The organism is Sphingomonas sp. (assembly GCF_024508665.1).
GTDB lineage: Bacteria > Pseudomonadota > Alphaproteobacteria > Sphingomonadales > Sphingomonadaceae > Sphingomonas.
This window is the reverse complement of sequence record NZ_JANINP010000002.1, coordinates 342,609-358,332: the sequence shown is the minus strand read 5'-3', so window position 1 is coordinate 358,332 and position 15,724 is coordinate 342,609. Positions and strand designations below refer to the sequence as shown.

15 protein-coding genes are annotated in these 15,724 nt (G+C 65.2%); 5 read left to right on the top strand and 10 right to left on the bottom strand.

Annotated features, from left to right (window positions below):
* Positions 1–214: 214 nt before the first annotated feature.
* The 5 genes from Q0L25_RS04430 (at position 215) to Q0L25_RS04410 (ending at position 6,522) form a co-directional block, all read left to right on the top strand.
* Positions 215–2,536: a TonB-dependent receptor gene (locus Q0L25_RS04430; RefSeq protein ID WP_296611914.1), complete on the top strand. Its 2,322-nt coding sequence runs from the start codon at positions 215–217 to the stop codon at positions 2,534–2,536.
* A gap of 305 nt (positions 2,537–2,841) precedes the next feature.
* Positions 2,842–4,134, top strand: coding sequence for a glycoside hydrolase family 130 protein (locus Q0L25_RS04425; protein ID WP_296611913.1), 1,293 nt, complete (start codon positions 2,842–2,844; stop codon positions 4,132–4,134).
* A 169-nt stretch (positions 4,135–4,303) separates the two neighbouring features.
* Entirely contained in the window at positions 4,304–5,491 is a 1,188-nt protein-coding gene (locus Q0L25_RS04420) for a S53 family peptidase (protein WP_296611911.1), read from the top strand.
* 132 nt (positions 5,492–5,623) lie between these two features.
* Positions 5,624–5,953, top strand: a complete 330-nt coding sequence (locus Q0L25_RS04415) for a c-type cytochrome (protein ID WP_296611910.1) — start codon at positions 5,624–5,626, stop codon at positions 5,951–5,953.
* Positions 5,950–6,522, top strand: a complete 573-nt coding sequence (locus Q0L25_RS04410; protein ID WP_296611908.1) for a cytochrome c — start codon at positions 5,950–5,952, stop codon at positions 6,520–6,522. Before Q0L25_RS04415 ends, Q0L25_RS04410 begins: the two co-directional genes overlap by 4 nt.
* Here the strand turns inward: Q0L25_RS04410 and Q0L25_RS04405 are convergent.
* From Q0L25_RS04405 to Q0L25_RS04360, 10 genes are read right to left on the bottom strand one after another with little or no spacing between them, the layout of a single operon-like run.
* The gene (locus Q0L25_RS04405; protein ID WP_296611907.1) at positions 6,498–7,289 is read right to left on the bottom strand and encodes a substrate-binding domain-containing protein; all 792 of its coding nucleotides are present in this window, start codon (positions 7,287–7,289) and stop codon (positions 6,498–6,500) included. The genes Q0L25_RS04410 and Q0L25_RS04405 overlap by 25 nt on opposite strands.
* Positions 7,286–8,257, bottom strand: coding sequence for a PQQ-dependent catabolism-associated beta-propeller protein (locus Q0L25_RS04400; protein ID WP_296611905.1), 972 nt, complete (start codon positions 8,255–8,257; stop codon positions 7,286–7,288). Before Q0L25_RS04400 ends, Q0L25_RS04405 begins: the two co-directional genes overlap by 4 nt.
* The gene (locus tag Q0L25_RS04395) at positions 8,254–8,841 is read right to left on the bottom strand and encodes a cytochrome c (protein WP_296611903.1); all 588 of its coding nucleotides are present in this window, start codon (positions 8,839–8,841) and stop codon (positions 8,254–8,256) included. Before Q0L25_RS04395 ends, Q0L25_RS04400 begins: the two co-directional genes overlap by 4 nt.
* The gene (locus Q0L25_RS04390) at positions 8,819–10,726 is read right to left on the bottom strand and encodes a PQQ-dependent dehydrogenase, methanol/ethanol family (protein WP_296611901.1); all 1,908 of its coding nucleotides are present in this window, start codon (positions 10,724–10,726) and stop codon (positions 8,819–8,821) included. Before Q0L25_RS04390 ends, Q0L25_RS04395 begins: the two co-directional genes overlap by 23 nt.
* A complete protein-coding gene (locus Q0L25_RS04385; protein ID WP_296611899.1) occupies positions 10,723–11,064 on the bottom strand; it encodes a c-type cytochrome in 342 nt (113 codons plus the stop codon). Before Q0L25_RS04385 ends, Q0L25_RS04390 begins: the two co-directional genes overlap by 4 nt.
* Positions 11,052–11,483, bottom strand: coding sequence for a hypothetical protein (locus Q0L25_RS04380; protein WP_296611897.1), 432 nt, complete (start codon positions 11,481–11,483; stop codon positions 11,052–11,054). Before Q0L25_RS04380 ends, Q0L25_RS04385 begins: the two co-directional genes overlap by 13 nt.
* On the bottom strand, positions 11,480–12,091 hold the full coding sequence (locus Q0L25_RS04375; protein WP_296611896.1) for a cytochrome c oxidase subunit 3: 612 nt from the start codon (positions 12,089–12,091) through the stop codon (positions 11,480–11,482). Before Q0L25_RS04375 ends, Q0L25_RS04380 begins: the two co-directional genes overlap by 4 nt.
* Positions 12,084–14,024 carry a cytochrome c oxidase subunit I gene (gene ctaD / locus Q0L25_RS04370; RefSeq protein ID WP_296611894.1) on the bottom strand — a complete coding sequence of 647 codons (1,941 nt, stop codon included), beginning with the start codon at positions 14,022–14,024 and terminating at the stop codon, positions 12,084–12,086. The genes Q0L25_RS04375 and ctaD overlap by 8 nt, the downstream gene beginning before the upstream one ends.
* A complete protein-coding gene (gene coxB, locus Q0L25_RS04365; RefSeq protein ID WP_296611891.1) occupies positions 14,021–14,983 on the bottom strand; it encodes a cytochrome c oxidase subunit II in 963 nt (320 codons plus the stop codon). Before coxB ends, ctaD begins: the two co-directional genes overlap by 4 nt.
* Complete coding sequence (locus Q0L25_RS04360; protein WP_296611890.1) at positions 14,980–15,723, bottom strand: cytochrome c oxidase assembly protein; 744 nt, start codon at positions 15,721–15,723, stop codon at positions 14,980–14,982. Before Q0L25_RS04360 ends, coxB begins: the two co-directional genes overlap by 4 nt.
* Position 15,724: the final 1 nt, after the last annotated feature.

Here is a 15,724-nt window from a genome sequence, read left to right as displayed (position 1 = left end):
GTCTTTATAGACGGCATGCCCCTATGAAATTTCGTTGCAGCCGTTGTGACATCTCTGCAACATTCGGCGGCCGTCCTGTCGAGATATCATATTGATATAGCACGAACTATTATAATATGACGCTTATGTAACGGTCTATTGAAATGCAATTCATTCGTGTGTAGACCTCATCGCCAGGCACTTCCCGAGCAGGAAGCAGCGGCAGGAGAGGATGATGATGGTTTCGCGCAATCGCAATTTCGTTGCTGTGTCGGGGTTCGCGCTGGCGATCGCCCTGGCCCATCCCGCAGCGGCACAGGAAACGCCCGCCGCGGCGCCGGCCGCCGATCCCGCCCAGGCCGCGGACACGGCGCCTTCCGCCGACGTGCCCGACATCATCGTCACCGGTCGTGCCGCGGGCAGTGGCATCAACAAGCTGGAGGCGGGCTATTCGGTCACGACGCTGTCGGCCGACAATATCAAGCTCCAGGCGCCCAAGAGCTCGGGCGACGTTCTCAAGTCGATCCCGGGCGTCTGGGTCGAGAGTTCGGGCGGCGTCGGCACTTCGAACATCTTCGTGCGCGGCATTCCCAGCACCGGCGACGCGCCGTTCGTGACGATGCAGTTCAACGGTGTGCCCGTCTATGGATCGAGCAGCCTGTCGTTCATGGACCAGACCGGCATCGTCCGCCTCGACGAGACCATTGCGGGAATCGAAGGCGTCAATGGCGGCCCGGCTTCGCTCTATTCGGACGGCCAGCCCGGTCTCACCACCAACCTGCGCCTGCGCGAGGGCGGGGAAGAGACGCACGGCAGCATCGGCGCCTCGATCACCGATTACAGTGCCTGGCGGGTCGACGGTTATCTCAGCGGCAAGCTCGCGGACGACCTCTATTATATGGTCGGCGGCTATGTCTCGCGCGGCGATACGGTGCGCAGAGCCGGTTTCGACACCGAAAACGGCCAGCAGATCACCGCCAACATCACCAAGAAATTCTCGCGCGGCAAGTTCAACATCTTCGCGCGCTACACCGACGATCACGGCGAATGGTTCCTGCCGTTCGCGGCGAACGTGCCGGGCATCGATCGCGGCACGTACAACCAGCTCAACCAATATACGCGCTATGCGACGATCATTTCGCCTGGCTCCGCGGGCAGCGGCGCGACCGAACGCGTCGACTTGGCCGACGGTCGCGGCTGGAAGGGCGTGGTGACGGGGGCCAGCCTCGATTACGATTTTGGCGGCGGCATCAGCTTCACCGACCGGTTCGGGTTCACCAGCGGCACGCTGCGGACGACGGGCCTCGTTCCGCAAGGCGCCGGTGCGATCACGGTCGCCACCGCGCTCGCGACGGCAGGCAATCCCGGCCAGACGCAGGTCCATACGATCAACACCGGCCAGACGCTCGCACCGACCGATTACGTCCAGCAATTCGGTTCGTGGTGGGTCGACAAGAAGCTTCAGAATGTCTCGAACGAGGCCGTGGTCAATATCAAGACCGGCCCGAACACGCTCAACCTCGGCTATTATTTCTCGCACTTCACCTCGGATGACGCCTGGAGCCTGGGCGGCAACCGCTGGATGCAGGTGGGCGGCTCGGGCGACCTGGTCGATTTGAACAATGGCCCGCTGTCGGCCTTCGCCATTTCGGACCGCGGCCGCGCCACGGTGAACGCGATCTATGTGTCGGATTCCTTCAACATCACCGACGCGCTGCGCCTCGACGCCGGCGTCCGCCATCAATGGACCGACATCAGCTTCAATATTACCGGCAACGGCCTGCCCGATTCGGCGAAGATCAGCCGCGAGGCGACGCCCTGGACGGTCGGGCTCAACTATCGCGCGACGCGCAATTTCGACGTCTATGCTCGTATCTCGCAAGGCTATCACTCGCCGTCCTTCGACGACGTGCGCTCGCAGCTTGGCAATACCGGGCCGCGGCTCGACCTGAACTGGAAAGTGCGTTCGTACGAAGGCGGCGTGAAATATCGCGGCGGCGGGTTCGAAGCGGCATTGACCGGCTTCTACGACAAGGTCGTCGGCGCGGTGTACAACGACGTTGGCGTGCCGCCCCAGATCGCCGGATCGAAGACCAAGGGCATCGAACTCGACGCGTCGTACCACAGCGCCAGCGGGTTCGGGTTCATCGGCAACGCCGTGCTCGAGGACGCCAAGACCGATACGCCCAACATTCCGGACTTCGACGGCAAGAAGGCGCAGCGCATCCCGTCCTATCAGGTGCGGTTCACGCCGACCTACACCGCGCGCTTTGGGGACAAGTCCGACATCACCTTCTACGGCACGTACGAAGCGATCGGGAAGCGTTACAGCGATCTCGCCAATACCCAGTTGCTGCCGGCTTACGCCACGCTGAGCGCCGGACTGCGCGCCAAGGTCAACGGCTACACGCTGCAGATCGCCGGCGACAATCTGACCAACTCCCACGGCTTGACCGAGGGCAATCCGCGCTTCCTAGCCGGTCCGGGCGCCGCGCTCCCCGACGTGCGTCCGATCTTCGGCCGGTCGTACCGGGTGTCGGTGAGCTACGCTTTCTGAACCGAACCGATAACGCCCGAAGGGGACGGCGTCCGAAGATGTGACGCCGTCGCCCCGGCGGAGGCCGGGGCCGCTATGTCGTGATGCGGCCAACGGCCCCGGCCTCCGCCGGGGCGACGTGTGTCCGAGGGCACCGGTCCTTTTTCGTTTTCGAACAGCCGGAAAGCTTGGTTCGACGGGCAATATCGATGGGTTGCGGGAGCCTGTCGCGCAATAGGGCGTTTCGGGGGGACGCCGATCACTCCGATTTGGCTTATCACCCATCCCCGGCGACCCACCGTCGTCCCGGCACGGAGCCCGACCGTATGAGCGACGATCTGTTCACCTTCTCCGGTCTCCATCTGCGCCCCGACCCGTCGCGCACGGTGATCAAGCCGTTCAGCGTCGAGTATCCCGAACCGTTCCGCGACGCCGCGCACCCCCGTATGCGCACGGTGATCGAGCGCGTGCTGTCGCTCGATCCGGCGAGCTGCCGCCAGGATTGCGAAACCGTGGTGGCGTCGCTCTCCGCCCGGCATCGTAATGTCGAGACGATGTTGACGCGCCGCTTCGAGGCGGTGCGCGACTGCTTGCCGGAAGACGTGGCGGCGAACCCGGAGCAGCAACTGCTGATCGGTGCCTATCTCAGCGCCGAATATTCGTTCGAGGCGGCCGCCCTGTTCAATCCCAGCATCGTGTTGCGGATGAATCAGGACGACGCGCCGGCCGACGGATTGAACTTCATCCTGTCGTTGCGCGGCATCGGCGAAGGTCATGTCTCCTCCGTCACCTTTCGCACCGGCAATTGGAGCGCGAGCAACGGTTTCCATGTCGACGATCCCAGTCCCTGGGTCACCTCGCCGCGGATCGAAGGGCCTGATGAGAGCGGCACGTCCGGAACGACCCGGATCATCTGCGAGGGCAGCCAGGAGCCGTCGGAAAGCGTCCTCTTTCCGATCACCGCCAGCCAGCGGCAGGGGATCGAGGATCTGCGCATGGTGCGCTTCACCGAAGAGGACGGCACACCCAGCTTCCTCAGCACCTATACCGCGTTCGACGGGCGCGATGCGCGGTGCGAATTGTTTCGTGGGACCGGCGTCAACACGTTCGAGATGACGGTGCTCAAGGGATCGGTGCCGCAAAGCAAGGGCATGGCGCTGTTCCCGCGTCGCGTGAACGGCCGCTTCAACATGATCGGTCGCCAGGATAACGAGAATCTGTGGCTGATCGCATCGGACGATATCACCACCTGGGATGGCGGCGTCAAAATCGTCGGCCCGCGCTATCCGTGGGAATTCATCCAGATGGGCAATTGCGGCTCGCCGATCGAGATCGACGAGGGCTGGCTGGTCATCACCCATGGCGTCGGCATGATGCGCAACTATTGCATGGGCGCCTGCCTGCTCGACAAGGCCGACCCGACCAAATTGCTCGCGCGCACGCCCGAGCCGATCCTGCGGCCCAGCCCCGAGGAGCGCAGCGGCTATGTCCCCAATGTCGTCTATGGCTGCGGCGCGATCGTCCACGAGCGCACGTTGCTGCTACCTTTTGGTATCGCCGACAATTTCGCGAGCTTCGCCAGTTGCGGCGTCGACGATCTGCTCGCGCGGATGGACTGAAGGGCGACGGCTAGCCCGACGGCGGCGCCGGATTTGAGCCAGTCCGGGTTGCAGGCGCGATATTCGCCTGGTTCGTCACTCCGGCTATACCGGTCGATATATTTACCGCGGCAGCACCAGCGTGAGAGGCTCCCGATGTTTCGGCATCATGTCGACAAAGGGGACAAGCATGGCACGTCTCGCTGCTGCGATCGCTACTTTCACTCTCCTGACGGGGATTCCGATGAGTCTCCAGGCGCAATCCGCGCAGGGCTTGTTGAAGTCGGGAAACGTCTATCACGCCGCGGTTTGTCCGGGGCCCGCAGGTCCAGCGACGGCGCGGTGCCACGCGCGTATCGTCACCGACGACAAGGGCAAGCCGATCGAGCGCGATGCGACGCCCAATGTCGTTCCGTCGGGCTTCGGCCCCGCCGACTTGCGCGCCGCCTATAACATCTCGGCGCAAGGCAGCAGCACGACCACGGTCGCGATCGTCGATGCCTATGGCTATGCCAATGCGGAAAGCGATCTGGCGACCTATCGCGCGACCTACGGCCTTCCACCATGCACGACCGCGAACGGCTGTTTCGCCAAGTACAACCAGTCGGGCGTGAAGGGTAATTATCCGCGCCAGAATAACGGCTGGGCACAGGAAACCGCGCTCGACCTCGATATGGTCAGCGCGATGTGCCCGGGGTGCAAGATCATCCTGGTCCAGGCGAATTCGGCGAGCTTCAGCAATCTGGCGGCGGCGGTGAATACCGCCGCGTCGCTCGGGGCGCATGTCATCAGCAACAGCTATGGCGGCGGGGAGAGCGGATCGCAGGCTTATGAATCGGCCTATGACCATGCCGGCGTGGCAGTCACGGTCAGTTCCGGCGATAGCGGTTATGGCGTGCAATTCCCGGCATCGTCACCGCACGTCATCGCGGTCGGCGGCACGACGCTCAAGCGCAACACCAGCACGCGCGGCTGGGGCGAGACGGTGTGGACCGGTGCCGGCAGCGGCTGCAGCACGATATACGCCAAGCCCCAATGGCAGCTCGACGGCGGTTGCGCGATGCGGATGGAAGCCGATGTCGCGGCGGTGGCCGATCCGGCTACCGGCGTCGCCGTCTACGGGCCGGGCAACGGCGGCAAGTCGGCCTGGCTGGTGTTTGGCGGTACGAGCGTCGCGGCCCCGGTGATCGGCGGCATCTACGGCGCCAATGGCGGCGGCGTGACCTATGGCAGCAACCCTTATGCCAATACGGGCGCATTGTACGACGTGACGTCGGGCAGCAACGGCAGCTGCGGCGGCACCTATTTCTGCACCGCGCGCGCCGGCTATGATGGGCCGACCGGCCTGGGCACGCCCAACGGCATCACCGCATTCTAAAAAAACGGAACTCGGACGATGGGCTTCATCGTCCGAGTTTCCTGACGACTCCCGGAAAATATCGTGCCGCCGCGCGTTCGAGCGGTGATGTCCAGCTATCCTCCGATTGCGTGCATACCGGGCTTGGTGTTGATGGTTTTGCTGTCGGCCTGTCACGGCCAGGCCGATGTCGCGCGGCCGGCGGGCAGCGCGCGGCTCGGCGCGATCACGATCACACGCCAGGCCTGCGGATCGTGCCATGTCATTCCCGGCATCGAGGGCGCGGACGGGCGCGTCGGGCCGCCGCTGGCGCATTTCGCCTCGCAGCAGACGATCGCCGGCAAGCTGCCCAATTCCCCCGCCAATCTGAAGCGATTCCTCAAGGCGCCGCGGGCGGTCGTGACGAACGGCGCGATGCCCGATCTCGGCCTGAGCGACGACCAGATGCGCGACATCGCCGCCTATCTCTACGCGCTCAAATGATCGGCGAGGCGACCCGGCGGCTGTTCTGGGGCTGGCTGTTGGGTCTGGCCACCTGCGCGGTGATCGCGGCGATCGTCATCGCGCTCATCCTGAGCGGAATCATCTTCAACACCAGCGCGACCCAGCCGCATTCCAAGGCCTTTGCCTGGGGCGCGCATGTCACCATGATCAACTCGGTCGCCCGGCGCTCGCGCGGCGACGTGCCGACGGTACCGATGACGCGAGAAACGCTCATGGCCGGCGCGCGCCAATATGAGGCGCATTGCATCATCTGCCATGGCGGTCCCGGAGTGGCGCGCGCGCCATGGGCGAGCGGAATGCTGCCGACCCCGCCCTATCTGATCGACGCGCCGAGCCGCTGGTCGCATGCCGAGCTCTACAATCTGGTGCATGACGGGGTGAAGATGACCGGCATGCCGGCCTGGGGCGAGGTCGAATCCGATCGCCAGGTCGCGGAAGTGGTGGCGTTCCTGGAAGTCATGCCCAAGATGAGTCCCGATCAGTTCGCCCGGCTGCGGCAGCGGATTCGTGCCGAACAGGTTGCTCAGTCGACGCGCGGCACGCCGTAGCGGTCGAGAATGGCGGCAATCTCTTTCTTGCGCCGCGTCAGGATCGTTTCGACCTGCTGCTGGAAAGCCGGATCGTATTTCCGGACCCCCATAGAGATGTCGTAGACCATCGGCCATTGTGCATTGTCGAGCCACGGCGTGACACGCTCGATCCTGAGCGGCACCGGCGAGGACTTGGCGAAATAGCCGGCGAGCGGCCCCCAGGCCAACGATACGTCGACCTTGCCGTCGGCAACCGCGCGGACGACGTCCGCCGGCGGATTGGGCTTGGCATAATCGCCATACAGCATGAAACCGCGCACGTTCCTGGTCATCCCGCGCGCGGTCAGCGCATGCGCGGGCGGCGTGTTCATCGCATCGTCGCCGACCATCTGGACCCCGATCGTGAGCGCCTTCAACCGGGGATCGTCGAGCGTCAGCCCTTTCAGATTACGGTCGGCGCGAGTCACGAAGACATAGGTCGAGCGGTAATAGGGTCGCGTCGTCGCCACCATCTCGACGCCGCTCGCGACCCCGGGCCAGAGGTCGCATTTCTGCTCGCCCAGCGTGTTGCGGACATAGCCGCGGCGTTGTGCCCACCAGACGTAGCGCACCGGCCGATGCATATCGCGCGCGACGATCTCGGCGATGCGGTTTTCGAATCCCTGGCCCGCACGATTGGAGAAAGGCAAGTTATTGGGATCGGCGCACACCGTCAGCGCCTTGGGCGCCGCCCCGGCCGAGCACCCGGCGAGCGCCAGCGCGGCGAGAAGCGGCATCACCCTCATGGCACCGCCACCGCGCCCCAAGGTTGCTCGCCCAGCTTGACCGTACGGACGACCTGGTTGGTCTTGAGGTCAATGATCGTCATGTCCGCCGACAGGCCCGCCACCGCGTAGAGGCGAGTCTGGTCGGGCGAGAAGGCGATGCCCCAATTGCGGTTGCCGACCGGAAAGGTGCGGACGATTTTGCGCGTGGCGGGATCGATTTCGGCGACATGGTTGCCGCGGCCGAGCGCGACGAATACCCGTCTGCCGTCGCGCGTGACCAGCATCTCCACCGCCTGCACCTGTTCGATCTGGGGGAGCGCCTGCACGAGATCGATCGTGTCGATGATCTTGCGGGTCGCCGGATCGAATACCGAGATCGTGCCGCGCTGCTCCGACGATACCCATGCCTCGCGCCCGCCTTTCAGGAACAGCACCGCGCGCGGCCGATTGCCGACGATGACGCTGTCGAGCAGCTTGCAGGTCGCGGGATCGATGAAATGCGCGGTGCTGGCGGTTTCGGACGTGACGATCAGCGTGCGGTTGTCGGGACTGACGCCGACGCCCTCGGGCTGCGCGCCGACCGGGATCTCGCACACCGCTTTGTCGCTGGCGATGTCGATGATGCTGGCGGTCGAATGGTCCTCATTGGCGACATAGATGCGCTTGCCGTCGGGGCTGACCGCGAAGCGCTCGGGATCGCTGCCCGAATGGAGCGAGCGGAGGATTCGACGCGTCGCGACGTCGATCACGTCGATGCGATTCGAGTTGCCGGCGGCGACGTACAGCGTCTTGCCGTCGGGCGAGAGTTGGAGCCCCCGCGGCCTCTTGCCGGTATGGATCGTGCCGGTCCCCTCGCCGGTCGCGCCGTCGACCAGATGGAGCAGGTCGAGCTTTTCGTCCGACACGAACACCGTGTCGTGCGGGCCGGTTACGGGGGGCTGACAGCCTGTAAGGGCAAGCACGGCGAGCGCCGCCCATCGCCTCACTTCGGGCCCTCGGTGGTCGAGCCGAAATCGTTGGTGGTGCCGGGCGGCGGCGCCCAGCCATTATGCGCGTCCGCCGCCTTGGGCACCGGCGCGGGGTTCTTGCCGGGCGTGTCGCCGGTATTGGCGGCCAGCGTTGCCGGCAGCGACAGCGAGCGGACATAGGCCGCGATTTCCCAGAGCTGGTCGTCCGGGACCTTGCCGCCCCAACTCGGCATGCCGTTGGGCCGTCCTTCGACCAGGGTCTGGTGGATCTGGGCGAGGCGGCCGCCATAGATCCATTCCTTGTCCATCAGGCTCGGCCCCATCCCGCCGCCGCCGGCCGAGTGACAGCCCGAACAATTATACTGGTGATAGAGCCGCATGCCGTCGGTCACCGCGGCTTCATTGTCGTAATATTTATCGGCGCGCGGATCGTCGGTGACCAGGCTGCTCGCCTCGCCGGGCGACAAGGCGCTGGTGATGACGCCGGGACGCTCGGGCGCCGTCCGGACCGCGTCCTCGCGTTGCCGGTGGCAGGCTGCCAGGGTCAGGCCTAGCGCCGTCAAGCCGATCAGCGCGCCGTCAATGCGGGAGCGTGAAGACATAGAGCGTCCCTCCGGCGGTTGTATATTTCGGCAGGTCCGCCATCGCGTTGACCATGCCGAGCGCGGCCGAGCCGTCGCGCGGATCGACCGGACCCGACACAACGGCGCCGGACCAGCCGCCGACCCCGGTCAGCACGGCGATGTACTGATGACCGTCCGGCCCGCGATAGCTGACCGGCTGGCTGATGATCCCGCTGTCGAGCTTCTGCTGCCAGACGATCCTGCCGTTGGTCGCGTCGACCGCTTTGAACCAGCCGTCCATCGTGCCGTAGAAGACGAGATTGCCCGCGGTAGTGACCGTCCCGGACCAGATCGGAAACCTTTCCGGAATCTCCCAGGCCGGCTTGCGCAGGATCGGGTCCCAGGCGGTGAGGACGCCGCGATGGCCGTCACCTGGACCCGGCTTCATATGCACTTCGGCGCCGACATAGGGGGTGCCGGCGATGTAGTTCACCTCCAGGTTCATCCAGTCCATGCACATATTTTCGTGCGGGATGTAGAGCAGCCCGGTGCCGGGATTGAACGAACTCGGATTCCAGTCCTTGGCGCCGCTCGCCGTCGGGCAGATGTCGCGCGTGACCTGGCCGAGCTTCGCCACCTTGTCGGGATTGACGATCAGCGCGCCGGTCTTGAGATCGACGCCCTTGGACGAGTTGATCGGGCCGAACGGATCGGCCGACAGCACCTGGCCGGTCGTCCTGTCGATGACATAGACATAGCCGTTGCGCTCGGGCCGGACGAGGACGTGGTGGATCTGCCCGGCGAACGGCATGTCGAGCAGGATCTGCTCGTTGATGCCGTCATAATCCTCGGTGTCGTGCGGGCTGAACTGATAATACCATTTGGCGTCGCCGGTCGCCGGATCGCGCGCGAAGATGCCGGTGGTCCATTTGTTGTCGCCCGGACGTTGTTCCGCATTCCACGGCCCGGGATTGCCGGTGCCGTGCAGTACCTGGTGGAGGTCGGGGTCGTAGGTGAACCAGCCCCACATGGAACCGCCGCCGATCTTCCAGGCATCGGCCGGCCAGGTCTTCACGCCGAGATCCTTGCCGCGATCGACCGCGTAGAACGGCTTGAACCCGGCACCGATCTTCACGTCGGCATCGGGGCCGGTATTGTACGCTTTCCAGGCGATCTTGCCCGAGCCCTCGTCGAGCGCCGCGACCCAGCCGCGCACGCCCATCTCGCCGCCCGAATTGCCGACATAGACGCGGCCGTCGGCGACCAGCGGCGCCATCGTCATCGTCTCGCCCAGGTTGATGTTGCCGAGTTGCGTCTTCCAGATCGGCTTGCCGGTCGCGGCGTCGAGCGCGATCGTCTGGCCGTCGAGCGTGTTGAAAATGTATTTGCCGGCATCATAGCTGCCGCCGCGATTGACGACGTCGCAGCACGCCACTCCTTGCGCGGCGGGTGCCGGCATCGGCTTGTAGGTCCATTTCATCGGCGCGCCGGGCTTGGTCAGGTCGAGCGCGTAGACGATGTTGGGAAAGGCGGTGACGATGTACATCGTGCCGCCGGCGACGATCGGCGCGGCTTCCTGTCCCTTGTTGACCCCGAGCGAGAAAGTGAAGGCAGTGGTCAGGTTTTTGACATTGCCGGGGTTGATCTCGCCCATCGCCGAGAAGCGGGTCGAGGCATAATTCTTGGACGGCATCGTCCATTGGCCATCGTCCTGCGGCGATCCGCCCGGCGCCGGCTTCGCCTTCCCCATATTGGTCGTCGGCGGCGCCAGCGCGCGGCCGATCTGCTCGCGGGTGAAGATCGAGGTCGCGGGTACCGGGGCGGGAAGCCTGGGCTGCGATCCGGTCGCTTCGTCCTGGGCGGGGGCGCGGCTGCACCCGGCAAGAATGGTGGTGAGGAGCGCGAGCCTGAGAATGCGGGTCATGGCTTGTCCAACGTCAAAAGATAATCGGCGATGATCTTGGCCTGCTGCGGGGAGAGACCGAGCTCGGGCATGGCGCCGCCCGGGACGACAGATTGCGGATGTTCGAGGAAGTGGCGCAGATTGGCGGGCATGTTGGGCAGCTTGCCGCCGATGACCTGACGCTTGGCGATACCGGCCAGCGATGGTCCGACCTGTCCGCGCGCGCCGGGGACGCCGGGGACGGTGTGGCAGGCGGCGCATTGCGAAGCGATCAGTTGCTTGGCGGCGGCGTGCGGATCCCCCGATCGTGCGCAGGCGGCGAGGGGAAGCAGGGCGAGCACGAGGATCAACCGAGACATGGCGGCACCAGAGCGAAAGCGGTGAGGGTGACGAGCGTCGCGACCGCGAAACCCAGGCCGAGATAAGCGGCCCAAAGGGCGATGAAGCGGGTGCGGCCATGACCGATTTCGAGCAGCTCTTCGTGGCCGCCTTCGCGCTCTTCGCGAACCTCGCGGAACTTGCGCCACGCCAGCACGCCGGTGGCACAGGCGGCGGCCGCGCACAGGACGAGCACGACCATCGCGCCGGTCCAGGTCCATTCGTATCCCGCGATCGGCGCAGCGCGGCGGTCGGTGTCGGGGAAACACGGCCAACTCGTCATCATCTCGCCGACGCAGATCTGCAGCAGCCAGGCGAGCGGCCCGGTGTAGAGTAGGATCGACGCGGTCCAGCCGGACAACTTGTCGCGATGCGGCGCGGGATGATGCTCGCCCTTCATCGCGCGAACCCCAGATAGGGCGTCAGATAATAGGTGGTGAAAACGAACAGCCAGACCGCGTCGACGAAATGCCAATAAAGTATTCCCGCCGAGACGACGATGTGCCGCCGCGGCGAGAAGAAATCCCACACCACCCAGCCGAACATCGCCGCCAGGATGATCAACCCCGCCAGGACGTGGGCCATGTGCAGTCCGGTGGTGGTGAAATAGAGCGAGGCATAGCTCGAGGTGCCGATGCCATAGGCCTTCACCGACCATTCGTAGACCTGGACCGCGGCGAAGACCGCCCCCATCACGAAGGTGCCGCCGAGGCCGATCAACGCCTGGCGGCGATTGCCCTTCTCCACCCCTTTCTCGCCGAACCAGGCGACGAAGCTCGACGCGAGGAGAAGGAGCGTGTTGGGAAGCGCCGGCCACATCGGCGGATGGGGTTCGAGCAGCCAGCCGGGCAGGGCGCTCGCGCCGACATAATAATAAGAGAAGAGCAGATAGCCGAACAAAGCCGCTTCGCTGGCGATCAGCGCGCCGACTCCCCATTGCCCCATGCCGCGCCGGCCAATCGGGCCGACCGGCAAGTCCCTGGGCTCGGCGAGGACGAACTCAGCCATGGGCCGGCTCTCGCTCGAGTAGTTTGCGACGCGGCCATAGCCAGAACAACAAAGCCATGAGTACCAGCAAGCCGCCCATGGCGATCACCAGCCACAGCTTGAGCAGCAGCGCGACGAACAGGATTGCGAGGGCCATCGTCAGCAGCAGGGGTGCCCAGCTGTCCTCCGGCATCTCGACGATGCGGTCGGGTTCGGCGTCCATCGGCGTGGTGGTGATGGTTTCCTTGCCATGGTCGAGCGTCATGCCGCGCGTGATCGAGCTGCGGCCTTTGCTCTCGTCGAGCGCGTCCTCCCACAGCGGATGACGCGACGCGACCGTCGGGATCACCGCGAAATTATACGGGGCGGGGGGTGATGTGACTGCCCATTCGAGCGTTGGGCCACCCCAGGGATCGGCCAGCGCCTTGGGTCCTGTTCTCAGGCTCTTGGCGAAATTTACGAAGAACAGCAGCACGCCGACCGCGAACACGAAGCTGCCGATCGTCGTGATCATGTTGAGCGCCGACCAGCCGAGCCCGGCCGGATAGGTCCAGACGCGCCGCGGCATGCCGAGCAGCCCGGTCAGGTGCATCGGTAGGAAGCCCAGGTTGAATCCCAGGAACATCGTCCAGAAATTCCACCGTCCCAGCCGCTCGTCCATCATCCGGCCGAACATCTTGGGGAACCAGAAATAGGTCGCACCGACGACCGGAAAGACGTTGATCCCGATCAGCACGTAATGGAGGTGGGCGACGACGAAATAGGTATCGGTCAGCTGCCAGTCGACCGGCACGCTGGCGGTCATGAATCCGGACACGCCGCCGATCACGAACAGCAGGATCATCGAGGCGAAGAACAGGAAGGCGGTGGTGACGACCGGCCGGCCGGTCCAGATCGTCGCCAGCCAGGCGAACACCGCGACCGCGCTGGGCACGGTGATGACGATCGATGCACCGGAGAAGAACGACAGGCTCAGGCCCGGCAGGCCGGTCGCGAACATGTGATGGACCCAAACGCCGAAGCCGAGCACCATGGTCGACACGGTGGCGAGCGCGACGAGCGAATAGCCGACCAGCGGCCTCCGGCAGAAGACGGGCAGGCCGTCCGACACCATGCCCATCGCCGGCAGCACGATCGCGTAGACCCAGGGATGGCCGAAAATCCAGAATAGGTGCTGCCACAACAGCGGCTGTCCGCCGCCGGCGGTCTGGAAGAAGCTCGTCCCGAATTGCCGGTCCATCCACAGCAGGAAGAAGGCCAGGCTGACCGCCGGCACGACGATCAGATTGGCGACGCTCGCGGTCAGCGTTCCCCAGATCAGGATCGGCATGCGATTGATCGACATGCCCGGTGCGCGCATCTTGAATGCCGTCACGATGAAGTTCGCGGCGCCGACGCTGGTCGAAATGCCGAGCAGCACCATGCCGAGCGCGTAGAAATCCTGGTTCAGCCCGGGATTGAACTGCTTCTCCGCATAAGGGACGTAGTTGAACCAGCCGTCATTGGGCCCGTTGCCGGTCAGGAATCCCACGTAAAGAAACAGCGCGGCGGCCAGATAGACCCAGTAGCTGAACGCGTTGAGCCGGGGGAACGCCATGTCGCGCGACCCGAGCAGCAGCGGCCAGAGAAAGTTCGAGAAGCCCGACAGGATCGGCGACGCGAACAGGAAGATCATCGTCATCCCGTGCATCGAGAAGAATTCGTTATATTGCTCGGGCGTCAGCAGGTGCAGGTCGGGGCCGGCGAGCTGCAGCCGGATCACCAGCGCCTCGATCCCGCCCAAAGCGAGCAGGACGAACGCGGTGAAGATGTAGCGGATGCCGATCTCCTTGTGATCGACCGTCGTGAACCACCCTTTCCAACCGGGCTCGGTCGCCCAGATCGCATGGAGCCGTGCGCGCAATTCCGGGGTGTCGTCGCCGATCTCCGGCGTGCGCAGCGCCGCGGGCCTCATTTGAGCGTCTCCAGATAGGCGACGACGTCGTTCAATTGCTGGCCGGTCAATTTCTGGTCGGGCATCAGCGCGCCGGGCTTGACCCGCTGCGGTGCGTCGACCCAGCCGGCGAGGTTGCCGCGAGTGTTGGTCAGGGCGCCGCTGGCGATCAGCTGGCGGCTCATCAAATGGGTGAGGTCGGGGCCGTAATGGGAGGCGGCTAGGGTGCCGCGGACGGCGTGGCAGAGAGCGCAACGATATTGGAAATATTGCAGGCCGCGCTGGGCGGCCGGAGTAGCCGGAGGCGGCGCGGTTTGCAGCTGGGCCCGCCGCCATTGGTCGAACGCGGCGGGCGTATCGGCCACCACCTCGAACGCCATCTTGGCATGTTCGAGCCCGCAGAATTCGGTGCACTGGCCGAAATAGCGACCCGGCCGGTCGGCGGCGATCCAGCTCGAATTGACCTGACCCGGGATGGCGTCGGTCTTGCCCGACAATTGCGGCACCCAGAAGGAATGGATGACGTCGGCGCCATGCAGCCGGACGAGCACGCGTTTGCCGGTCGGGATGTGGATCTCGTTCGCGGTCGAAAAGATGTTGGCCGCGGTCGGGCCGCTATAGCGGACTTCCCACCAATATTGGTGCGGCGTGACGTCGATCGTCAGGCCCGGGCGGCGCGGCGGCCCGGCGATATGGCCGAGCGCGGCCATCGTCCAGACGAGCGAGATGGCCAGCGGGACCGCGCTGATCGCCAACCCCCATTTGATCCATCCCAGGCCATCCCCGCCGCGCTCGACCGATACCGCGCGTGTCTCGACAGCTACGCCGTAGCGGCGCGTGCGGCGAACGCCGCCCCACAAAAGGACGGCGATGATGCAGCACACGACGATCGACACGATCAGGGTGAACCAGGTGAGCGGAACGACCGCCGCCGCCCGCTCGCCCGAACTGGTCAGATAGTCGAGCGTCGGTCCTTTCATACCGGCGCTTCCTCCAGCGCGCGCCACATCGCCGAGACCGTGCGCAGCGCGATCCACAGGAAGATCAGGCAGCCGGGCACCCACATGATCACGCCGCCCATCTGTTGATCGGCGAGCGGGCTGAGGCCCCAGGCCTGACTGGTCGCGTAATGCGGCCGGTACATCGGCCAGGAGGCGAGGCAGATGATCGCGCCGAGCAGGCCCATATGGATCGAGGTGATGAGGCCGGCAGCGAGCGCCCGCGCCGAATGCTGGCGCAATAGCGCTGCCCACAAGGCCACGCCGCTGCCGCCGAGCGATATGTGCATCGCCCAATAGATGATGGGGGAACGGAATGTCGCCTCGTATGGCGTCGGCATGTGCCAGAACCAGAGCAGGACGAAAAAGGCGATCGTCGCCGACCATAGGAATGACGGCCGCCTGATCGCGCGCCATCGCGGGAGCGGCGCGGCAATCAACGGAGCGGCCGCAAGAAGCAGGATCATGTGCTGGGCGACCCGCGCCGCGAACAGCGAAACCGACAGCGCGCAGAGCGGAGAGATCAACGCGGCGGCGGCGATTGCCCATCCGCCGGCCGCGCTCGCCAGCGGCTGGCCCGCGCGACGATTGGCGACGAGATGGAGGAGAGCGATCGCCGCCAGCGCGACAATCAGGACCGGGTCGAGATTGAAACGCTCCGCGAGCGTTCCCGGTAGCGCGGGAGCGCCGCAATAGACCGATCCGTATAAAGAACTCGCCACG

Excerpts from the sequence above, each read along its gene's own strand:
- Q0L25_RS04415 (WP_296611910.1), top strand. The coding sequence starts at position 5,624 with ATGGTTTTGCTGTCGGCCTGTCACGGCCAGGCCGATGTCGCGCGGCCG.
- coxB (WP_296611891.1), bottom strand. The coding sequence starts at position 14,983 with ATGAAAGGACCGACGCTCGACTATCTGACCAGTTCGGGCGAGCGGGCG.
- Q0L25_RS04420 (WP_296611911.1), top strand. The coding sequence starts at position 4,304 with ATGGCACGTCTCGCTGCTGCGATCGCTACTTTCACTCTCCTGACGGGG.
- Q0L25_RS04385 (WP_296611899.1), bottom strand. The coding sequence starts at position 11,064 with ATGTCTCGGTTGATCCTCGTGCTCGCCCTGCTTCCCCTCGCCGCCTGC.
- Q0L25_RS04390 (WP_296611901.1), bottom strand. The coding sequence starts at position 10,726 with ATGACCCGCATTCTCAGGCTCGCGCTCCTCACCACCATTCTTGCCGGG.
- Q0L25_RS04430 (WP_296611914.1), top strand. The coding sequence starts at position 215 with ATGATGGTTTCGCGCAATCGCAATTTCGTTGCTGTGTCGGGGTTCGCG.
- Q0L25_RS04425 (WP_296611913.1), top strand. The coding sequence starts at position 2,842 with ATGAGCGACGATCTGTTCACCTTCTCCGGTCTCCATCTGCGCCCCGAC.
- Q0L25_RS04395 (WP_296611903.1), bottom strand. The coding sequence starts at position 8,841 with ATGTCTTCACGCTCCCGCATTGACGGCGCGCTGATCGGCTTGACGGCG.
- Q0L25_RS04405 (WP_296611907.1), bottom strand. The coding sequence starts at position 7,289 with ATGAGGGTGATGCCGCTTCTCGCCGCGCTGGCGCTCGCCGGGTGCTCG.
- Q0L25_RS04380 (WP_296611897.1), bottom strand. The coding sequence starts at position 11,483 with ATGAAGGGCGAGCATCATCCCGCGCCGCATCGCGACAAGTTGTCCGGC.
- ctaD (WP_296611894.1), bottom strand. The coding sequence starts at position 14,024 with ATGAGGCCCGCGGCGCTGCGCACGCCGGAGATCGGCGACGACACCCCG.
- Q0L25_RS04410 (WP_296611908.1), top strand. The coding sequence starts at position 5,950 with ATGATCGGCGAGGCGACCCGGCGGCTGTTCTGGGGCTGGCTGTTGGGT.
- Q0L25_RS04375 (WP_296611896.1), bottom strand. The coding sequence starts at position 12,091 with ATGGCTGAGTTCGTCCTCGCCGAGCCCAGGGACTTGCCGGTCGGCCCG.